Raw genomic sequence first — 19,291 nt, 5'->3', positions numbered from 1 at the left:
GGCAGTTCGCGCTTGCACGATCGCTCACGATTAATTTATCTGGATAGGCACTGCGCTTCTCTGGATAATTGCCCGGGTTTTCGCCTGGAGGAATGGAACGAGATGGATAAGGGAATGAAGATTCTGGTGGTGGACGACTTTCCGACGATGCGCCGGATCGTCCGCAACCTGCTCAAGGAACTGGGCTACTCGAACGTCGACGAAGCCGAAGACGGTGCAGCGGGCCTCGCGCGCCTGCGCGGTGGCAACTACGACTTCGTGATTTCCGACTGGAACATGCCGAACCTCGACGGTCTCGCCATGCTCAAGGAAATCCGCGCCGACGCGAACCTCACGCATCTGCCGGTGCTGATGGTGACGGCCGAGTCGAAGAAGGAGAACATCATCGCGGCGGCGCAGGCCGGTGCGAGCGGCTATGTGGTCAAGCCGTTCACGGCCGCCACGCTCGACGAGAAGCTCAACAAGATTCTCGAGAAGATGGCCAAGACAGGGAGCTGACGTGAACGAGCCCATCAGTGCGCAATCCGACGCTCATCGCAATGAGTCGCCGGAAGCCGAGCGCGCCGCGCAGGTCGCCGAGCTGGCGGAACTCGCTGCGCTCGCCGCTGCCGCGCCCGCCGCAGGCGAGGCGGGCGAGCTCGCGACGGACCGCATCCTCGCGCGCATCGGCCAGCTCACGCGCAGCCTGCGCGACTCGATGCGCGAGCTCGGTCTCGACAAGCATGTCGAGCGCGCCGCCGAGGCGGTGCCCGACGCGCGCGACCGCTTGCGCTACGTCGCGAACATGACCGAGCAGGCCGCGGAGCGCGTGCTGTCGTCGATCGACATCGCCAAGCCGCTGCAAGAGACGCTCGAACGCGACGCGAAGGAGCTGTCGAGCCGCTGGGCGACGTGGTACGACGCGCCGATCGGCCGCGAGGAAGTGCGCCAGTTGATGGGCGACACGCGCGCCTTTCTGGAAGGCGTGCCGCAGGCGACCACGGCCACCAACCAGCAGTTGCTCGAAATCATGCTCGCGCAGGACTTCCAGGACCTGACGGGGCAGGTGATCAAGAAGATCATGGATGTGGTCTACCTGATCGAGCAGCAGTTGCTCACCGTGCTGGTCGAGAACATCGCGCCCGAACGGCGCGAGCAGTTCGCGGCGACGGCGGCGGCGCTGGCCGAAACGCAGAGCAGCACCGGCAGTCCCGAAGGGCTGCTCAACGGCCCGCAGATCAATCCGGAAGGCAAGACCGACGTCGTGCAGGACCAGGCGCAGGTTGACGATCTGCTCGCCAGCCTCGGTTTTTGAGCGCTAACAAACCATTGGCCGTTTGGCCAACTGTCGCTTGTCATTCAGGGCGGGCATACTACTGCTCATTCGCTCGTGCCCTGCCGCGACGCCCGTCGCGGCGGTGCAACGAAGCGTAGCCGGCCGTTGCCCAGTCCCGCTGCTTCGCCCCGCCGCGACGTGTGTCCGCGGCCCGACAGCGCATGGCGCAACGCGCCATCGAAAGAGGGAGGAGCCGCCGTGTACCCGCACACCCCGTTTTCCGGCACCGCCGCGCGCGCCAGCACGCGCCGCGCCGCGCTTGCCTGCGCGCTCGGCGCGGCGCTTGTCGCCACGCTGCTCGCGGCGCGCCCGGCGTGCGCCGCGCTGGGCGGCGCGCCGATGACCACGCCCGCGGGCGCGACCACCAGCACGCTTTCCGCCGCTTCGGCCGCGGCCGCGCAAGGCAACGCGTCCGCCGTCGCCCGCCAGGCCGTGCAAAGCGCGGCTTCCGGTGCTTCAAGCGCTTCGAGTGCGTCCTCCGCCTACACCGTCCAGCAAACCACGCTCGCCAACGGCACCGTTGTGCGCGAGTACCTCACGCAGGCGGGCACCGTGTTCGGCGTCGCGTGGAGCGGCCCGCAGCCGCCCGATCTCGCCACGCTGCTAGGCAGCTACTTTCCCCAATACACGGCCGGCGTGAAGGCGAGCCACGCGGCCGGCCTCGTGCGCGGGCCGGGCGTGGTCGAAAACTCGAACGTCGTCGTGCATTCGGGCGGCCACATGGGCGCCTTCTCCGGTCAGGCGTGGTTGCCGCAGGCGCTGCCTGCCGGCGTCAGCGCCACCGATATCCAATGACGAGCGGAGGCCCAACGTGCTGACATCACGCAACCTCCGCAGCGTTTGCTGGCTGCGCCCTTTCCGGTTCCTTTCGATCGCTGTCCTGGTTTCGCTCATCGCCGCCTGCGGAGGCGGGGGCGGCAGTGGCGGCAGCACCAGTAGCAGTACGGGCGGCAATAGCGGCAACAGTGGCAACAGCGGTAGCAGCGGCGGCGGCTCGCCGTCCGCGAGCCCCAACCAGCAGCCCACCGCGGCCACCGCCGCGAATACGGTGCCGGTGACGGTGAATAGCGGGCTGACCGGCTCGCTGCCGAACATTCCCACCGTGAGTGTCACGGTGTGCGTGGCGGGCACGAGCAACTGCCAGACCGTCAACAACGTGCAGGTGGACACGGCGTCGTTCGGCTTGCGCCTGCTCGCGTCGTCACTGCCGGCGTCGTTCGTGAGCGCGCTGCCCGTGGCCGCCGCCGGCAACGGCAGCACGCTCGCCGAGTGCACGGCCTTCGCCGACGGCTATACCTGGGGGACCGTGCGCTCCGCCGACGTCAAGCTCAGCGGCGAAACCGCCTCGGCCATTCCGATCCAGTTGATCGGCGACCTCGCTTCCAGCACGGTGCCCACGGCCTGCGCGAACTTCGGGGCCGCGCAGAACACCGTGCAGGACCTGGGCGCAAACGGCATTCTCGGCATCGGCGTTGCCCCCCATGATTGCGGCTCGGCCTGCACCGTCGCGGCGAACAGCAGCTACTACGCCTGCCCGTCGGGCGCGAACTGCGCCAAAACGGCGGTCACCCTCGCGCAGCAGGTGGCCAACCCCGTGCCGCACTTCGCCACCGACAACAACGGCGTGATCTTGCAGATGGCGCCCGTGTCCGACAGCGGCGCGCCGAGCGCCACCGGCACGCTCGTGTTCGGCATCGGCACGCAGTCGAACAATGCGATGAGCGCCTCGCAAACCTTCGCCACCGACTCGTGGGGCAACCTGAGCGCGACCTTCAACGGCCGCACGCTCCAGGCCTTCCTCGACTCGGGCTCGAACGCGTTCTTCTTCGCCGACAGCGGGCTTGCGCAGTGCGGCGGCAACCTCGGCACGTTCTACTGCCCGTCCACCACGCAGGGTTTCAGCGCAACGCTCATCCCCAATGGCTCGGGCGCGTCGGGCACCGCGAGCTTCAACATCGCCAACGCGAACACGCTGATCGGCAACGGCCAGAACTACGCGGCCAACAACCTGGGCGGGCAGTTCGGCTCGTCGGCAAGCCTCGACCTGGGGCTGCCGTTCTTCTACGGCCGCTATGTCTACTACGGTCAGGACATGACCGCGAGCGGCGGCAAGGCGCCCTTCGTCGCCTTCTGACGCCTGGCTCACACGGCGTGAGGCAAGGCGGGCGGCTTCGGACCGCCCGCCTCGAGCCTTGAGCGCGGCGCGCGCCATCGCTCGCCCGCAGTGATGGCACCCCGTTTCCATCCACCGAAATACCCCGGTTTCCCCGCCTTACTCCGTCAATCAGTGCCTGGCTTGCGCGGCAATAATCGCTCTCACTGAAAAAGGGCGCGCGCCAGCCGCGCAGCCGCGACGAGCGGCGCGTGCCCGCGACCGGAGCATGCGTGGCTGAGGACAGCGACCTCGAGAAAACCGAATCAGCCACTCCCAAGCGCATCGGCAAGGCGCGGGAGGAGGGGCAGGTTCCGCGTTCCCGGGAGCTTTCCACGTTCGCGCTGCTCTCGGCGGGCTTCTATGGCGCGTGGATGCTTTCGGGCACCATCAGCGAGCACTTGCAGGCCATGATGCGCGGCGCGTTCACGTTCAACCACGCGGGCGCGTTCGAAACGCGGCGCATGCTGATCGGCGCGGGCGTGGCCGCGCGCGAAGGTCTCATGGCGCTGTTGCCGGTGCTCGCGCTCACGGGCATCGCCGCGCTGCTCGCGCCCATGGCGCTCGGCGGCTGGCTCATCTCGACGAAGGCGCTTCAGCCGAACTTCGGCCGGCTCAACCCGATATCGGGCCTCGGGCGCATTTTCTCCGTGAACGGTCCGATCCAGCTCGGCATGTCGCTCGCCAAAACGCTGGTGGTGGGCGTGATCGGCGGCTCCGCGCTGTGGGTCCGGCGCGACGAGATCCTCGGGCTCGCCATGCAGCCCGCGTCGCGCGCGTTTGCCGACTCCATGCATCTGATCGCGGTTTGCTGCGGCACGACCGTGGCCGGCATGTTCGTGGTGGCCGCGCTCGACGTGCCGTATCAGCTCTGGTCGTACTACCGCAAGCTGCGCATGACCAAGGAAGAGGTCAAGCGCGAGCACCGCGAGAACGAGGGCGACCCGCACGTGAAGGGCCGCATTCGCCAGCAGCAGCGCGCCATCGCCCGCCGCCGCATGATGACCCAGGTGCCCAAGGCCGACGTGGTGGTGACCAACCCGACGCACTTCGCGGTCGCGATCAAGTACGCCGACGGCGAGATGCGCGCGCCCAAGGTGGTCGCCAAGGGCGTGAACCTCGTGGCCACGCGCATTCGCGAGCTCGCCACCGAGCACAACGTGCCGCTGCTCGAAGCACCGCCGCTCGCTCGCGCGCTCTATTACAACGTCGACCTCAACCGCGAAATTCCGGGACCGCTCTACGGCGCGGTCGCGCAGGTGCTCGCGTGGGTCTACCAGCTCAAGCGCTTTCGCGAACATGGCGGCGACGTGCCGATGGCGCCGACCGACCTCGACGTGCCGCCCGAACTCGACAAGGGCGCGATGAGCGCGGAAGACGAAGCCGAGGAAGCCGACGACGCGCTCACGCCCGAGGAGCGCGCCGCGGCGGCCAACCGCACGAATAGCGCAAACGCCGCGAACGCGGCGAATGCGGCAAACACCGCGAATGCAGGCAACGCGGCCAACGCATCGAACACCGCCGGTCGCGCCGATACCAATGCGCCGCGCGACGGCACTGAAGGAGCAACAGAATGAACGCCCGCACCGGTTTCCTCGCGCGGCGCCCGGAGATGCTGCAAAGCACGAATCTGCGCGCGCTGGCGGGACCGATCCTGATCTGCATGATCCTCGGCATGATGATCCTGCCGTTGCCGCCGTTCCTGCTGGATCTGCTGTTCACGTTCAACATCGCGCTTTCGGTGATGGTGCTGCTCGTCAGCATGTACACCACGAAGCCGCTCGACTTCGCGGCCTTCCCGAGCGTGCTGCTGTTCTCCACGCTGCTGCGGCTTTCGCTGAACGTGGCCTCCACGCGTATCGTGCTGCTCGACGGCCACTCGGGGCCGGGGGCGGCGGGCCAGGTGATCGAGTCGTTCGGCCACTTCCTCGTGGGCGGCAATTTCGCCGTGGGTATCGTGGTGTTCGTGATCCTCATGGTCATCAACTTCATGGTGATCACGAAGGGCGCGGGCCGTATCGCCGAAGTGTCCGCGCGCTTCACGCTCGACGCGATGCCCGGCAAGCAGATGGCGATCGACGCCGACCTGAACGCGGGCCTCATCAACGAGGACGCCGCGCGCAAGCGCCGTAGCGAAATCTCCCAGGAAGCCGAGTTCTACGGTTCGATGGACGGCGCGAGCAAGTTCGTGCGCGGCGACGCCATCGCGGGCCTGCTCATCATGGTGATCAACATCGTGGGCGGACTGATCGTGGGCGTCGTGCAGCACGGCATGCCGCTCGCCTCGGCGGGCGAGACCTACACGCTGCTCACCATCGGTGACGGTCTGGTCGCGCAGATTCCGTCGCTCGTCATCTCCACCGCGGCGGGCGTGATCGTCTCGCGCGTGGCGACCAACGAGGACATCGGCACGCAGCTCACCAGCCAGCTCTTCACGAACCCGCGCGTGCTGATGATCACGGGCACGATCATCGTCATCATGGGCCTGATTCCGGGCATGCCGCACTTCGCGTTTCTGCTGCTCGGCGGCGGCGCGATCCAGCTTGGCCGGGTAATGAAGAAGAAGACCGAAGCGAAGAACGCGAGCGCCGTGATTGCCGACGCCGTGCCGGCAGCCCTCACGCCGACGGAAAGCGCCGAGGCGACCTGGGACGACGTGGCGCTCATCGACACGCTCGGCCTCGAAGTGGGTTACCGCATCATTCCGCTCGTCGACAAGAACACCGATGGCGAGCTGCTCAAGCGCATCAAGAGCATCCGCAAGAAGTTCGCGCAGGAAATCGGCTTCCTGCCGCCGGTCATCCATATTCGCGACAACCTGGAGCTGCGCCCGAACGCCTACCGCATTGCGCTCAAGGGCGTGGAAGTGGGCACGGGCGAGGCGTATCCGGGCCAGTGGCTCGCGATCAACCCGGGCCAGGTGAGCGCGGTGCTGCCGGGCACGCCGACCACGGACCCGGCGTTCGGCCTGCCCGCCGTGTGGATCGATTCGAACGTGCGCGAACAGGCGCAGGTGTTCGGCTATACCGTGGTCGATTCGAGCACGGTCGTGGCGACGCACCTGAACCACCTCGTCGTGATGCACGCCGCCGAGCTGCTCGGGCGGCGCGAGGTGCAGGCGCTGCTCGAACGCGTGCAGAAGGACACGCCCTCGCTCGTGGACGACCTCGTGCCGAAGGTGCTGCCGGTCACGACGCTGCAAAAGGTCTTGCAGAACCTGCTGGAAGAAGGCGTGCCGATTCGCGACATGCGCACGATCATGGAGTCGCTCGCGGAGCACACGCCGCGCCTGAGCGACGCGCACGATCTCACGGCGGTGGTGCGCATCTCGCTTGGCCGCGCGATCACGCAGCAATGGTTCCCCGGCAACGCGGACATGCAGGTGATGGGCCTCGACGCGAACCTGGAGCGCGTGCTGTCGCAAACGCTCACCTCGGGTCCGAACCCAGGCCTCGAACCCGGCCTCGCGCACACGCTGCTCACGCAGACCGAGCAGGCGATGGGGCGTCAGCAGGCGCTGGGCCTCGCCCCCGTGATGCTCGTGCAGCACGCGCTGCGGCCGATGCTCTCGCGCTTCCTGCGCCGCAGCCTGCCGCAGCTCAAGGTGCTGTCGTACGCCGAAGTGCCGGACACGCGCAATGTGAAGGTGGTGAATGTGATTGGCGGGAATTGAGGCGCTGCGCGCGCTTCTCCGGTTCAGTAATCGCTTGCGCACGGCCGCATCGCGCGGCCGTCAATCTTCGGGCGCGTTCGCGCCGAACGTCAACTCTTAGACCTTCAGGCTGACGCTCACGATGTCGTCGCGGGCGCGGAACCCGACGCGTTCCACCATCTCGACGTCATCTAGGCGCCTGCGGGCGACGGCATGCGTCACGGTGGCGCGCGGCGCCCTCCGCGCGCCGATTCCATGAATAGCCCACATTTCCCCGCCCTGATCCATCGATCGTGAAGGGCGTGCCTTCGAAATAATTCCAACATCGGAAAAGGCTTTGCGCGTGACGCGCGGCCAGCAGCTATTCCGCGCCATTCCAGCAACAGACGTCCGGCGGCGGCCTAAGCCGCTCACCTCATCAGGGGCTCAGCTTGAACATTCGCAAATTCATCGGTGGCAACAGCCGCGACGCGTTACGGCTCGTACGCGAAGCGCTGGGTGCGGATGCCGTCGTGTTGTCGAACCGCACGCTCGATGACGGCAGCGTCGAAATCGTCGCGCTCGCGGATCGCGACCTCGCGGCAATCGCGCCCGCCGATGGCGCCGCGCAAGGGCAGGGCGCTCAAGGCGCTCAGGCCGGCGGCTTCGCGCAGCCGTCCGCCGCCGCGACGCAAATGCCTCGCACGCCGCGCGCCGCGCTGGGCGCGCCGTTGAGCGGCGCGGCCCCGGCCGCTGCGGCCACGGGTGCGAACCCCTATGCGAGCGGCATGCCGGATGTGTTCTCGTCGGTGTTCGGCGCGAGCCCCGAAGTGGGCGCGGAAGGTGACGGCGCGAGCGCCGATGCAGACGCCGACGCCGACAGCGATCACGCCGCCGACGCCGCCGTTTCGCTCGGCCAGGACGCCGCGCCGGCCTCGTCGCGCGCCGCAGCGGGCCAGCAGGCCACGCGCTCGCCGATGCCGCCGACGCTGCAATCCACCATGCAGGCCGCGCCGCAACCCACTCGTCAGGCGATGCCGAATCCGCACGCCTCGCTGCTGCCGCCGCTGCATGGCATGAGCGAGCCGGCTTCCGCTTCGACCGCATCAACCATCGCACCGACTATCGCGCCAACGTTCGCGCCATCGTTTGCCCCGGGCGTGAACCCGGCCGCCAACGGCATGCAGATCAACGCCGCCACGGTCTCCGACGCGCCCGTCGCCGCCCGCGAAGCCGCCTCGCGTCTCGAACAGGCCGCCGCCCACGCCTCGCCCGAAGCGCTTTCGGCGCCGCGCACGATGGCCGAATCGAACCCGTGGCTCATCGACCACGCCCGCCGGATCGCGAACCAGCAGAACGGCGTGCGCGAGCCGGGCATGACGCCCTCGGCCGCGGCGGCGCGGGGTATGGGCAGTGTCGCCGACCCGGTGCGCCCGCCCGACATCGACGCGAGCACGCCCGACTGGGCGCTCGAAGCGGCCCACGCGGCCGCGCGCCGCGCAGCGCAGCGTCTCGGCCACAGCCCCGACGCCGCGGGCCCGCCGCCCGTCACCGCCAACCGCAACGCGCAAGCGGCCGCCGAAGGCGCGCCCGCGAACGCGGCGCAGACGGTGAGCGAAGCGATCCGCTCACGCATCGAACAGGTGGTCAACGAGACCGTGATGAACGAGCTCGCTTCGATGCGCGGCATGATGGAAGAGCAGTTCGCGGGCCTCCTGTGGGGCGAGCGCCAGCGCCGCAGCCCGGTGCAAGGCGCGCTCACCAAGCAGCTGTTCGCCGCGGGTTTCTCGGCGCAGCTCGTAAAGATGATGATCGACCGCCTGCCCGCGGTCGAGACCGAAGAAGCCGGCATGGAGTGGCTCCAGTCGATGCTCGAATCGAACCTGCCCGTGCTCGAAGACGAAGAGGCGCTCATGGAGCGCGGCGGCGTGTTCGCGCTGATGGGCCCGACGGGCGTGGGCAAGACCACGACCACGGCCAAGCTCGCCGCGCGCTGCGTGATGCGCTTCGGCGCGAGCAAGGTCGCGCTGCTCACCACCGACAGCTACCGTATCGGCGGCCACGAGCAACTGCGCATTTTCGGCAAGATCCTCGGCGTTTCGGTGCACGCGGTGCGCGACGGCGCGGACCTGCAACTCGCGCTCACGGAACTCAAGAACAAGCACATCGTGCTGATCGACACGATCGGCATGAGCCAGCGCGACCGCGCCGTGGCCGACCAGATCGCCATGCTGTGCGGCGCGGGCCGCCCGGTGCAGCGCCTGCTGCTCCTCTCGGCGACCAACCACGGCGACACGCTCAACGAAGTCGTGCAGGCCTACCAGAGCGAAAACGCACCGCTCACGGGCTGCATCCTCACCAAGCTCGACGAGGCGACCAACCTCGGCAGCGCGCTCGACACGGTGCTGCGCTACAAGCTGCCGGTCCACTACGTTTCGACGGGCCAGAAAGTCCCCGAGAACCTTTACGTGGCGACGCGCCGCTTCCTGATCCGCAGCGCGTTCTGCATTCCGCGAGAGAGTTCGCCGTTCGTGCCGCACGAAGACGATATCCCCGCGCTGCTGTCGGCACTCTCGACGCGTTCGAATTCGCAGGCTCCCGAGGTCAGGTTTGGATAAGTTCGTGATCGATCAGGCAGAGGGGCTGCGGCGCCTGCTGGCGCGCGAAGGCTCGCGCGTGGTGGCGGTGACGGGCGGCGCTGGCGCGCCCGGGCGCACGACCGCCGTGGTCAATCTCGCGGCGGCGCTCACCGCGCAGGGCAAGGATGTGCTCATCGTCGACGAGTGCCTGGGGCCGCGCTCCGTGTGCGCGCTCGTGGGCGGTGTGCGCGGCGCGGGCAACTTCGCCGCCGTGATGCGCGGCGAGCGCACGCTCGAAGAAGCCGTCGGCCGTCACGCGCTCGGTTTCGGCGTGCTGGCCGCCTCGCGCGACAACCGCGCCCAGTACACGAGCGCGCAACTGCAAAAGGTGCTCTCGGGCCCCGCCGACATCGTGTTGATCGACGCGCAGCTCGACGCCGAAGGCGCGCTCTCGCCGCTCGCCATGCACGCACACGACGTGCTGATCGTGATGCGCATCGGCGCGCAGGCGATCACCGACGCCTACGCGTGCATGAAGCGGCTGCACTTCGCGCATGCGATCGCACAGTTCCGCGTGCTCGCGAACCACGTGACGAACGTGCCCGACGCGCAAGCCGCCATCGAAAATCTCGCGGGTGTGGCGGGGCGCTACCTGAGCGTGTCGCTCGAAAGCGCGGGCTACGTCGCCGCCGACCCGTATATGGCGCAGGCGTTCAAGCTCGCGCGCTGCATCGTCGATGCGTTTCCGTCCACGGCCGCCGCGCGCGACTTCCGCCACGTGGCCGCGGAGCTGCCGCACTGGCCGATGCGTCCCGCCGTTTCGGCGTGCTCGCCGGCCACGGCGCGCGGGCGCGCGCCGTTCGCGGCTATCGACGCCGACGACCCGCAAGTCGGCGCGTCGACTGAAGCACTCGAGGACCAGCCGGACCTCGCCACGCAGGAATCCCGTGACGCGCATGCCCGGCATGACGCCCACGGCAGGGATGTCACGGACGGCGCGCCGCAAGCCGCCGACGGGACAAACGCAGCACAGGCAGCACATGCAGGACACGCCGCACACAGCACGCTCGCCGCGAACGCAGATTCGTTCGTGGCGGCCGTGACGGGTGTGCATACCGCACCCGATGCACCATCCGCGACCGCGCCGGCCCACGTGGGCTGGCTGGCCGAGACGCCCGCGCAGCGGCCGTCGCCGCAGCACGTCTGACGTGCGCACGACGCAGCGAGGGACATGAGAAGTGGAGAGCACGATGTATAACGCTCAAGGAAAAATTTCGCAGGCCGACGTGCTTGCGAAGTACGCGCCGCTCGTGAGGCGGCTGGGGTTGCAGCTCGTCGCCAAAATGCCGGCGAGCGTCGACCTCGACGATCTGATCCAGGCCGGCATGATCGGCCTGCTCGACGCGGCGAACCGCTACAAGGAAGATCAGGGCGCGCAGTTCGAGACCTATGCGAGCCAGCGCATTCGCGGCGCGATGCTCGACGAGCTGCGCAGCAACGACTGGTTGCCGCGCAGCCTGCGCCGTACGTCGCGCGAAGTGGAGAGCGCGGTGCACCAGGTGGAGCAGCGTCTTGGCCGCTCGGCGAGCGAAACCGAGGTCGCCGATCACCTGAACATGCCGCTCGACGAATACCAGTCGATGTTGCAGGACCTGCATGGCAGCCAGCTCATCTACTACGAAGACTTCGACCGCTCGGCCGAGGACGAGCCGTTTCTCGACCGCTACTGCGTCGATCACTCGGACCCGCTTTCGGCGCTGCTCGACGACAGCCTGCGCGGCGCGCTCGTCGAGGCGATCGAGCGCCTGCCCGAGCGCGAGAAGCTGCTGATGTCGCTTTACTACGAGCGTGGCATGAACCTGCGCGAGATCGGCGCGGTGATGGAGGTGAGCGAGTCGCGCGTGTGCCAGCTGCACAGCCAGGCCGTGGCGCGCCTGCGCACGCGGCTGCGCGAGATGTCGTGGGCGAGCGCGGAGAATTGAGGCGATAGACGGCCCCGCGTGTGCGGTTCGCGGGCCGGGCGCAGTGCGAGAGCCGGGGTGCGGGAGCGCTTCGGCTCTTCTTTTTGGGGCAAAGAGGCTCGCACCAACAAAAAAGCCGAAGCGTCCCCGCTCCGGCTTTTTTTACGCACCGCCCAAACGCCTACAGCCCGCCTACAGCCCGAACGCCGGCAGCCGTCCGTCGGGACCGTACAGCATCGCGCCATTGCCCGTCTCGCCGCGCAGGATCGCCAGCGCGCGCCGGTTATGCTCCATGCGCGTGCGGATCATCATGCCGATCGTGAGGTTCTTGCGGCGCGCGCGCTCGGTCGAGCCCTTGAGCAGCGCCCACTGGCTCGTGAGGCGCGCGTCGCCGTCACAGGCCATCTCGATGCCCTTGCGCCCGCCCGGCAGGCCAAGGCCCGCCAGTTGCGCGTCGCGCGCCTTTTCGAGGCCCGCCAGACGCTGCGTGAGCGTGGTCTTCTGCTCGACGATCTGCGGCAGCGCCTCCATGCCGTCGGCCGACACGAGCGCCTTTTCTTCATAGGCGAGCAGCGACGCGAACGCCTCAACCGTGGCGTGTTCGTCGATCAGCGTGGCTAGCAGGGCATCTTTCATCGAGGGGCACCAGAAAATTCAGTGTTTGCGCAGCACGCGGGCGTCATCAGTTGCCCGACGCGGGCCTCATCAGCTCGCGCGCGGTCTGGAGCACGCCGTCGGCGATCTTGCCGGCGTCGATCTGCAACGTGCCGTTGCTGATGGCGTCCTTGATCGACTGCACGTGCGCCACGTCGATATCGGCCGCGCCGCTCGCTGCGAGCGAGCGCAGCGTGGAGGAGAGGGAAGAAAGGCTCACGTTCGCATCGCCTTGTGAAGCGCCGGACGCGTTCGCGGCGCTCGCGCTGCCAGCGGCGCCGGACGTGGCCGCGGTATTCGAGGCGCTCACGGCGCCAGCCGAATCGCCTTGCGAACGCGCGACGCCATCTTGAAGCGCGCGCGGATCATTGCGGGTGGAGGAGTCAACTTTCACGATGGGCTTCCTGATCGATTTGACCTTGATAACGGCATGAGGCGGGCTGAACTTTAGCGCGAAAGTCCCGCCGTTACACGCTGTTACGTGTGCTGGCGCACACAGTCGCAACCGGGGCGCAACCAGGCCCGTTCAAGACACGCTCGATCCGTCTCATCCCAATCCGCCCTAAATCTGGATCTGCACCGTGCCGGCGTCCTTGACCACGCCGGTGATGACCTGGCCCCCGCTCGTGCGCACGCGCACCTGCTGGCCCGGCTCCGCGTTGCTGAGCGCGCTGCCTTCGGCGGAGATCGTGAAATTGGTGCCCACGGCGATCACCTTGACGGTCTGTCCGATGATGACCGACGCCGCGCTGCGCAGCATGTCGGTGCGCAGCGGCAGGCCGGCGGAGATGCGCATGCGGGCGACGGCGCCGCTCGCCTGGTTGGGGTCGGTGACGACGGTCTGCGGCAGGCTCGCGAGGTCGCCCGAGAGCGGCATGAAGTCGGCGGCCGAGAGGGCCTCGCCCGCGCCGATCTGGCGGGCGGCCACGTAGTACGTGATGTCGACGGCGACGCGCGCGCCCACGTAGAGCGTCCACGGCTTCGCGCCGATGCAGCGCATGCCCACGGTCGTGCGGCCGAACGTGCGCGCGCCCGGCGGCATGAACGGTTCGAGCGAAGTGCAGGCCGCAAGGCCGCGCGGGAACACCGGCGAGACCGTGACCGTCACGCGGCCGGGCAACCCCGCCGACTGCTGCTGAAGGAAGGCCAGCGCGGCGGCGCGGATCGATTCGCCGTCCTGCTGGCCGGGCGGTGTGGCCTGGGTGTTCATGGCGACCGCGCTGGCGTTTGTGCCTGTGTTTGCGCCTGCGCTCGCAACCGGCTTCGCGGCGGGCGCGCCGTTCGCGCTCGCGGCGTCGACCACCACGGGCGCCACGCGGTTCGCCGCGCTCGCGACGTTCACGCGTTGCAGCGCGCCCGCGCTGTTTGCCGCGCTGTTTGCCGCGTTGTTTGTCGCGCTGTTCACGCTGGCGGGCGGCACACGTGCAGGCTGCGCGCTCGTGCCCGGCGCGGGAATCGTGACGATGCGCGGCGCGTCGGCTTGCGACGTGCGCTCGCCGGGGCCGGGGATCGTGATCATGCCGGCGGAATCGACGCCGGCGCGCGCATCTTCGGGCACGCCGTGCGCGTTGAGGTCGGCGTAGCTCGCCGCGCGCAGCGGCGCGGGCGTACCGGCTTGCGCACTCGCGGCGGCACTGGCCGGCTTCGTATTCGTGGCATTCGTGGCGTTCGTCGCGAGCATCGCGCTCATCTGCGCGGCGTCGGTGCCTGCGCGGTCGCCGTTACCCGCGATAAAGACCTGGCCGCCCGCGCCCTGCGGCGCGCTCTGCGCGTGCGCGGCCGTGCCGCCCAGCACGAAGGCGAGCGCGCAGGCGCATGAAGCGGCCCACGGCAAAACGCCTGGCAACGCCCACGACAAGGCGCGCGCTCGCCGTTCCAGGCCGGCGCGCGGCCCACGGAAAGAGGCAGTCTGCGGCATCGTCGTTCTCCATCGAATGCATTGACACGCCTCGCATTCTAGGCGGCGCCCCCCGCGAGCTTGCGTCGAATAGAGGGGCGCTTTACCGGCTATTCGTCCGATTGGTTCTTGCCAGCCCCGCCTAAGATTCCACTCCATGCGCAAAGGCTTGCGGGCCGCGCGCTTAACGTTTGCGCCGGTTTCCACGCCGCTGGCGATGCCGCCGCGCTCACGCCGATCCACCTTTCGCGTCACGGAGAACGCCCGATGCTGGACAAACTCGATGCCGAATTCGCCTTCGGGCGCGAAGCGCTCGACGTGCGCGCCACGCGGCAGGCGTTGATCTCGTCGAACATCGCGAACGCCGACACGCCGGGCTACCAGGCGCGCGACGTCGACTTCGCGGCTTCGCTCGCGGGCGCGCTGCGGCAGTCGGGCACGGGCGCCGCAGCCGGCGCGACGGGACTGGTTGCCGCGGTGGCGGGCACGGCGGGCGGCAACGCCCAGCCGCTCGCCATGGCGCAGCCCGCAGGCGTGACGAGCGGCATGCAGATGTCGTCCACGACGCCGGGCCACATGGCCGGCGACGCGAAGCTGATCCCGACGGGCGGCCCGGCCGACACCTACAAGAGCCAGCTCATGTACCGCGTGCCGATGCAGCCCGCGCTCGACGGCAACACGGTCGATCTCGACACCGAGCGCGTGCAGTTCGCCGACAACGCGCTGCACTTCGAGTCGGGCATGACCGTCGTCTCGCAGCAGATCAAGACGATGCTCTCCGCCATCACCTCGGGCTCGACCTGAGCGGCGCGCCCGGAACACGAATGAAGCAGCGACCAACGCGCGCAGCGGCGCGCACCTGATGTGAGGTCAACGAAACCATGCCATCCCTGATGAACATCTTCAGCGTTGCGGGCTCCGCCATGACGGCGGAATCGCAGCGACTGAACGTGACGGCGTCCAATCTCGCCAACGCCGACAGCACGACCGGCCCCGACGGCCAGCCCTACAAGGCGAAACAGGTGGTGTTCGCGGTCAATCCGCTCGGCGGCGCGCGCACGGCCTCGGGCCAGCAGGTGGGCGGCGTGAAGGTGACGGGCGTGGTGGACGACCCCACGCCCATGAAGCAGACCTACGACCCGTCCAACCCCTCCGCCAACGCGGACGGCTACGTGACGATGCCCAACGTCGATCCGGTGCAGGAGATGGTGAACATGATCTCGGCGTCGCGCTCGTACCAGGCCAACGTCGAAACGCTGAACACGGCCAAGCAGTTGATGCTCAAGACGCTCACGATCGGGACGTGAAGCGGGACCTGAAGCAGGGACGTGAAGCGGCCCCATCGGCACCGCACGCATAACGCAGCAAACACAGAGACCAGCGGGCGCGAAACCATCCAGCGCCCGTCACCACACGCCAAGCACGAAGCGCAATCGAGGAGAACGCGTTGAGTTCCAGCAACACAACCATCGGCGGCAGCACCGCCACCGTGTCGCAGCAACTGCTCGACACCATGAACGGCACGAGCTCCAGCTCGTCCTCGTCGACGAGCGGCACGAGTGCGAGCGATCTGCAAACCACGTTTCTGCAACTGCTCGTCGCGCAGTTGCAGAACCAGGATCCGACCGATCCGATGGACAGCTCGCAGATGACGTCGCAGCTCGCGCAGATCAATACGGTCTCGGGCATCCAGCAGCTCAACACGTCGCTCTCGTCGCTCTCCACGCAGCTTTCGGCGGGCCAGAACGCCCAGGCCGCGCTGCTGATCGGCTCGACCGTGCTCGCCCCCGGCAGCAGCGCCGCCGTGTCGAGCGGCACGGCGCCGCAGCTCGGCGTGACGCTGCCTTCGGCGGTGTCGGACGTGAAGCTCACGATCACGAACTCGGCAGGCCAGGTCGTCAACACGCTCGACCTCGGCGCGCAGTCGGCGGGCACGGTGCCGGTCACCTGGAACGGCAAGGACACCTCGGGCAACACGGTCGCCGACGGCACCTACACGATCACCGCGAGCGCGACGACCAACGGTCAGTCGGCCACCGCCACGGCGCTCGTCGCGAGCCAGGTGCAGGGCGTGGTCCAGCAGTCGGACGGCTCCGCGAGCCTCTCGCTCGCCAACGGCAAGACCGTCGCGCTCTCGAGCGTCGGCGCCATTCTCTGAACACGATAATCAACGCAAACAGCGCGGAGTAGACGAACATGGGCTACCAGCAAGGATTGAGCGGCCTCGCCGCGGCGTCGAACGACCTCGACGTGATTGGCAACAACATCGCCAACGCGAACACGACCGGCTTCAAGCAAAGCACGGCGCAGTTCGCCGACGTGTACGCGAACACCGTCGCGACGGCGGTGGGCAACCAGATCGGCCTCGGCGCCGCACTCTCGACCGTGCAGCAGGACTTCTCGCAAGGCACGATCACCACGACGGGCCAGGCGCTGAACGTCGCCATCAACGGCAACGGCTTCTACCAGATGTCGAACAACGGCACGATCACGTACTCGCGTAACGGCGTGTTCCAGCTCGACAAGAACGGCTACATCACCGACGCGGCGGGCAACGACCTGATGGGTTACGCCGCCGATTCGAACGGCGTGATCAACTCGGCGCAAACCGTGGCGCTGAAGGTGCCGACCACCAACATCGCACCGCTGCCGACGTCGAACATCACCGCGCAGCTGAACCTGAACGCGCAGGCCACGGCGCCGACGACGAAGACGTTCGATCCGACCGACTCGACCAGCTACAACTACTCGACGTCGATCACGGCCTACGACTCGCTCGGCGGCACGCAGCAGGTCAACCTGTATTTCGTGCAGAACGCAACCGGCTCGGCTCAAGTCTATGCCGTCGCCGCCGGCCAGACGACCGATCTCGGCACGATGTCGTTCGATTCGTCGGGCGCGCTGACGGCCACGACCGACTCCACGGGCACCGCAACCGCCGCGCTCGGCGAGTTCAAGCTCAACGTCGCATCGACGGCCGACCCGACCAAGCTCGACGACGGCGCCTCGCCGCTCAGCCTGACCCTCAACTTCACCGGCACGACGCAATACGGCGGCGCCTCGGGCGTGAACAACCTCGCGCAGGACGGCTACGCGAGCGGCACGCTGTCGAACTTCACGATCGGCTCGGACGGCACCATCACCGGCAACTACTCGAACGGCCAGACCATGGCGCTCGGCCAGATCGTGCTCGCCAACTTCAACAACCCGAACGGCCTCCTGAACCTGGGCGGCAACCAGTTCCAGCAGACGGCCGCCTCGGGCGTCGCGCAGGTTTCGACGCCGGGCAGCACGAACCACGGCACGCTCACGGGCGGCGCGCTCGAAGCGTCGAACGTGGATCTGACCAACCAGCTCGTCGACCTGATCACGGCGCAGCGCAACTACCAGGCGAACGCGCAGACCATCAAGACGCAGCAGACCGTCGACCAGACGCTGTTGCAGATGTAAGCGCCTAACCACGCACCGGGCACATCATGGACCGACTGATCTATACCGCGATGACGGGCGCGAGCCAGGCGCTCGAGCAGCAGGCCGTCGTCGCGAACAACCTTGCGAACGTCTCGACCACGGGCTTTCGCGCGCAGCTCGCCAACTTTCGCGCCGTGCCGATGTCGTTCGGCGACGGCTCGACGGTGAACGACCAGACCACGCGCACCTACGTGCTCTCGTCGACGCCAGGCTCGGACATGACGCCCGGTGCGATCTCGCACACCGGCAACCCGCTCGACATCGCCGTGCAGGGCGCGGGTTTCATCGCCGTGCAGACGGCCGACGGCAACGAGGCCTACACGCGTGCGGGCAACCTGCACGTCGATGAAAACGGCCAGCTCGTCACGGCCAGCAACCAGCAGGTGATCGGCGGCGGCGGCCCGATCGCGGTGCCTCCGGGCTCGGCGGTCACGATCGGCACGGACGGCACGGTGTCGGCCATCGCGCCGGGCAGCCCGCCGATGGCGATCGCCATGATCGACCAGATCAAGTTCGTCAACCCGCCCGCGGGCTCGCTCACGCGCGGCGACGACGGCCTCTTTCGCACGGCGGACGGCAACCCCGCCGACGCGGACCAGACCGTGCAGATCGCCACCGAGTCGCTCGAGGGCAGCAACGTGAACCCCGTGGCGGCGATGGTCTCGATGATCGCCAACGCGCGGCAGTTCCAGATGCAGACCAAGCTCTTGCAGAACGCCGACCAGAACGAGCAGAGCGCGAACCAGCTGCTCAACTTCAGCAGCTAAGCCATTTCGAAGCCATTGAAGGCCGCTCGCGCCGCATCATGCGCCGCGCGAAGCCGGGCCGGGAGAAAGACACCGTGAACCGATCGCTTTACATCGCCGCCACCGGCATGCAGGCCCAGCAGTCACAGATGGACGTGATTTCGAACAACCTCGCGAACGTGAGCACCAACGGCTTCAAGGGCTCGCGCGCGGTGTTCGAGGACCTCATGTACCAGACGCTGCGCCAGCCGGGTGCGAACTCGACCCAGGAAACCGAACTGCCCTCGGGCAGCCAGGTGGGCACCGGCGTGCAGCAGGTGGCGACCGAGCGTCTCTACACGCAAGGCAATCTGCAACAGACCGGCAACTCGAAGGACGTGGCGATCAACGGCGCGGGCTTCTTTCAGGTGCAGATGCCCGACGGCACCACGGCCTACACGCGCGACGGCTCGTTCCAGACCAACTCGCAGGGCCAGCTCGTGACCTCCAGCGGCTACCAGGTGATCCCGGCGATCACGGTGCCCGCCAACGCCACCTCGCTCACCATCGGCAGCGACGGCGTGGTCACGGTCACGACGCCGGGCTCGGTCAACAACACGACCATCGGCTCGCTCCAGATCGCCATGTTCATCAACCCGGCCGGCCTTCAGTCGAACGGGCAGAACCTGATGTCGGAAACGGCTTCGTCGGGCGCGCCCACGGTGTCCACGCCGGGCCAGAACGGCTCGGGCACGCTCAACCAGGGCTATGTGGAAGCGTCGAACGTGAACGTGGTGCAGGAGCTCGTGAACATGATCGAGACGCAGCGCGCCTACGAAATCAACAGCAAGGCGGTCACCACTTCCGACCAGATGCTGCAAACCCTCAGCCAGATGTCGGTCTGAG

Annotated in this window: 16 protein-coding genes and 2 pseudogenes; 15 read left to right on the top strand and 3 right to left on the bottom strand. The window is 68.1% G+C overall.

Annotated features, from left to right (window positions below; translation table 11 throughout):
* The first annotated feature begins 102 nt into the window (after nucleotides 1–102).
* From cheY to C7402_RS00500, 9 genes and pseudogenes are all read left to right on the top strand, one after another.
* Nucleotides 103–498 carry a chemotaxis response regulator CheY gene (cheY, locus tag C7402_RS00540; protein WP_112169901.1) on the top strand — a complete coding sequence of 132 codons (396 nt, stop codon included), beginning with the start codon at nucleotides 103–105 and terminating at the stop codon, nucleotides 496–498.
* A gap of 82 nt (nucleotides 499–580) precedes the next feature.
* On the top strand, nucleotides 581–1,294 hold the full coding sequence (gene cheZ, locus C7402_RS00535; protein ID WP_112170275.1) for a protein phosphatase CheZ: 714 nt from the start codon (nucleotides 581–583) through the stop codon (nucleotides 1,292–1,294).
* A 219-nt stretch (nucleotides 1,295–1,513) separates the two neighbouring features.
* Complete coding sequence (locus C7402_RS00530; protein WP_116609320.1) at nucleotides 1,514–2,110, top strand: DUF2844 domain-containing protein; 597 nt, start codon at nucleotides 1,514–1,516, stop codon at nucleotides 2,108–2,110.
* Nucleotides 2,111–2,126: 16 nt separating this feature from the next.
* A complete protein-coding gene (locus C7402_RS00525) occupies nucleotides 2,127–3,449 on the top strand; it encodes a DUF3443 domain-containing protein (RefSeq protein WP_116609319.1) in 1,323 nt (440 codons plus the stop codon).
* Nucleotides 3,450–3,700: 251 nt separating this feature from the next.
* Nucleotides 3,701–4,900 (top strand): annotated as a pseudogene (flhB, locus tag C7402_RS00520) (flagellar biosynthesis protein FlhB); the annotation flags it as partial.
* Between the two features lie 140 nt (nucleotides 4,901–5,040).
* Entirely contained in the window at nucleotides 5,041–7,140 is a 2,100-nt protein-coding gene (flhA, locus tag C7402_RS00515) for a flagellar biosynthesis protein FlhA (RefSeq protein ID WP_112169897.1), read from the top strand.
* A 410-nt stretch (nucleotides 7,141–7,550) separates the two neighbouring features.
* On the top strand, nucleotides 7,551–9,716 hold the full coding sequence (gene flhF / locus C7402_RS00510) for a flagellar biosynthesis GTPase FlhF (protein ID WP_116609318.1): 2,166 nt from the start codon (nucleotides 7,551–7,553) through the stop codon (nucleotides 9,714–9,716).
* Nucleotides 9,709–10,533: pseudogene (locus C7402_RS00505) on the top strand (MinD/ParA family ATP-binding protein); the annotation flags it as partial. The gene flhF and the pseudogene C7402_RS00505, both read left to right, overlap by 8 nt.
* A gap of 394 nt (nucleotides 10,534–10,927) precedes the next feature.
* Entirely contained in the window at nucleotides 10,928–11,659 is a 732-nt protein-coding gene (locus C7402_RS00500) for an RNA polymerase sigma factor FliA (RefSeq protein ID WP_112169893.1), read from the top strand.
* Nucleotides 11,660–11,830: 171 nt separating this feature from the next.
* On the opposite strand, the gene C7402_RS00495 is transcribed toward C7402_RS00500, so the two are convergent.
* The 3 genes from C7402_RS00495 to flgA form a co-directional block, all read right to left on the bottom strand.
* Entirely contained in the window at nucleotides 11,831–12,274 is a 444-nt protein-coding gene (locus C7402_RS00495) for a flagella synthesis protein FlgN (RefSeq protein ID WP_112169892.1), read from the bottom strand.
* 46 nt (nucleotides 12,275–12,320) lie between these two features.
* Nucleotides 12,321–12,686, bottom strand: coding sequence for a flagellar biosynthesis anti-sigma factor FlgM (gene flgM / locus C7402_RS00490; protein ID WP_112169891.1), 366 nt, complete (start codon nucleotides 12,684–12,686; stop codon nucleotides 12,321–12,323).
* Between the two features lie 168 nt (nucleotides 12,687–12,854).
* Complete coding sequence (gene flgA / locus C7402_RS00485) at nucleotides 12,855–14,210, bottom strand: flagellar basal body P-ring formation chaperone FlgA (RefSeq protein ID WP_116609317.1); 1,356 nt, start codon at nucleotides 14,208–14,210, stop codon at nucleotides 12,855–12,857.
* A 246-nt stretch (nucleotides 14,211–14,456) separates the two neighbouring features.
* On the opposite strand from flgA, the gene C7402_RS00480 reads away from it, so the two are divergent.
* The 6 genes from C7402_RS00480 to flgG all read left to right on the top strand — a co-directional run bounded on the left by C7402_RS00480 (nucleotide 14,457) and on the right by flgG (nucleotide 19,290).
* Nucleotides 14,457–14,993, top strand: a complete 537-nt coding sequence (locus C7402_RS00480; RefSeq protein ID WP_116609316.1) for a flagellar basal body protein — start codon at nucleotides 14,457–14,459, stop codon at nucleotides 14,991–14,993.
* Nucleotides 14,994–15,070: 77 nt separating this feature from the next.
* A complete protein-coding gene (gene flgC / locus C7402_RS00475) occupies nucleotides 15,071–15,496 on the top strand; it encodes a flagellar basal body rod protein FlgC (RefSeq protein WP_112169889.1) in 426 nt (141 codons plus the stop codon).
* 206 nt (nucleotides 15,497–15,702) lie between these two features.
* On the top strand, nucleotides 15,703–16,347 hold the full coding sequence (locus C7402_RS00470) for a flagellar hook assembly protein FlgD (protein WP_112170273.1): 645 nt from the start codon (nucleotides 15,703–15,705) through the stop codon (nucleotides 16,345–16,347).
* Between the two features lie 38 nt (nucleotides 16,348–16,385).
* The gene (gene flgE / locus C7402_RS00465) at nucleotides 16,386–17,639 is read left to right on the top strand and encodes a flagellar hook protein FlgE (RefSeq protein ID WP_112169888.1); all 1,254 of its coding nucleotides are present in this window, start codon (nucleotides 16,386–16,388) and stop codon (nucleotides 17,637–17,639) included.
* Nucleotides 17,640–17,665: 26 nt separating this feature from the next.
* Complete coding sequence (gene flgF, locus C7402_RS00460; protein ID WP_112169887.1) at nucleotides 17,666–18,427, top strand: flagellar basal-body rod protein FlgF; 762 nt, start codon at nucleotides 17,666–17,668, stop codon at nucleotides 18,425–18,427.
* A 74-nt stretch (nucleotides 18,428–18,501) separates the two neighbouring features.
* Nucleotides 18,502–19,290 carry a flagellar basal-body rod protein FlgG gene (gene flgG, locus C7402_RS00455; RefSeq protein ID WP_112170272.1) on the top strand — a complete coding sequence of 263 codons (789 nt, stop codon included), beginning with the start codon at nucleotides 18,502–18,504 and terminating at the stop codon, nucleotides 19,288–19,290.
* The last annotated feature ends 1 nt before the right edge of the window (nucleotide 19,291 follow it).

It is taken from the genome of Paraburkholderia unamae (assembly GCF_003096875.1).
In the GTDB taxonomy this organism is placed as follows: domain Bacteria; phylum Pseudomonadota; class Gammaproteobacteria; order Burkholderiales; family Burkholderiaceae; genus Paraburkholderia; species Paraburkholderia unamae.
This window is presented reverse-complemented; position numbering and strand designations above follow the sequence as displayed.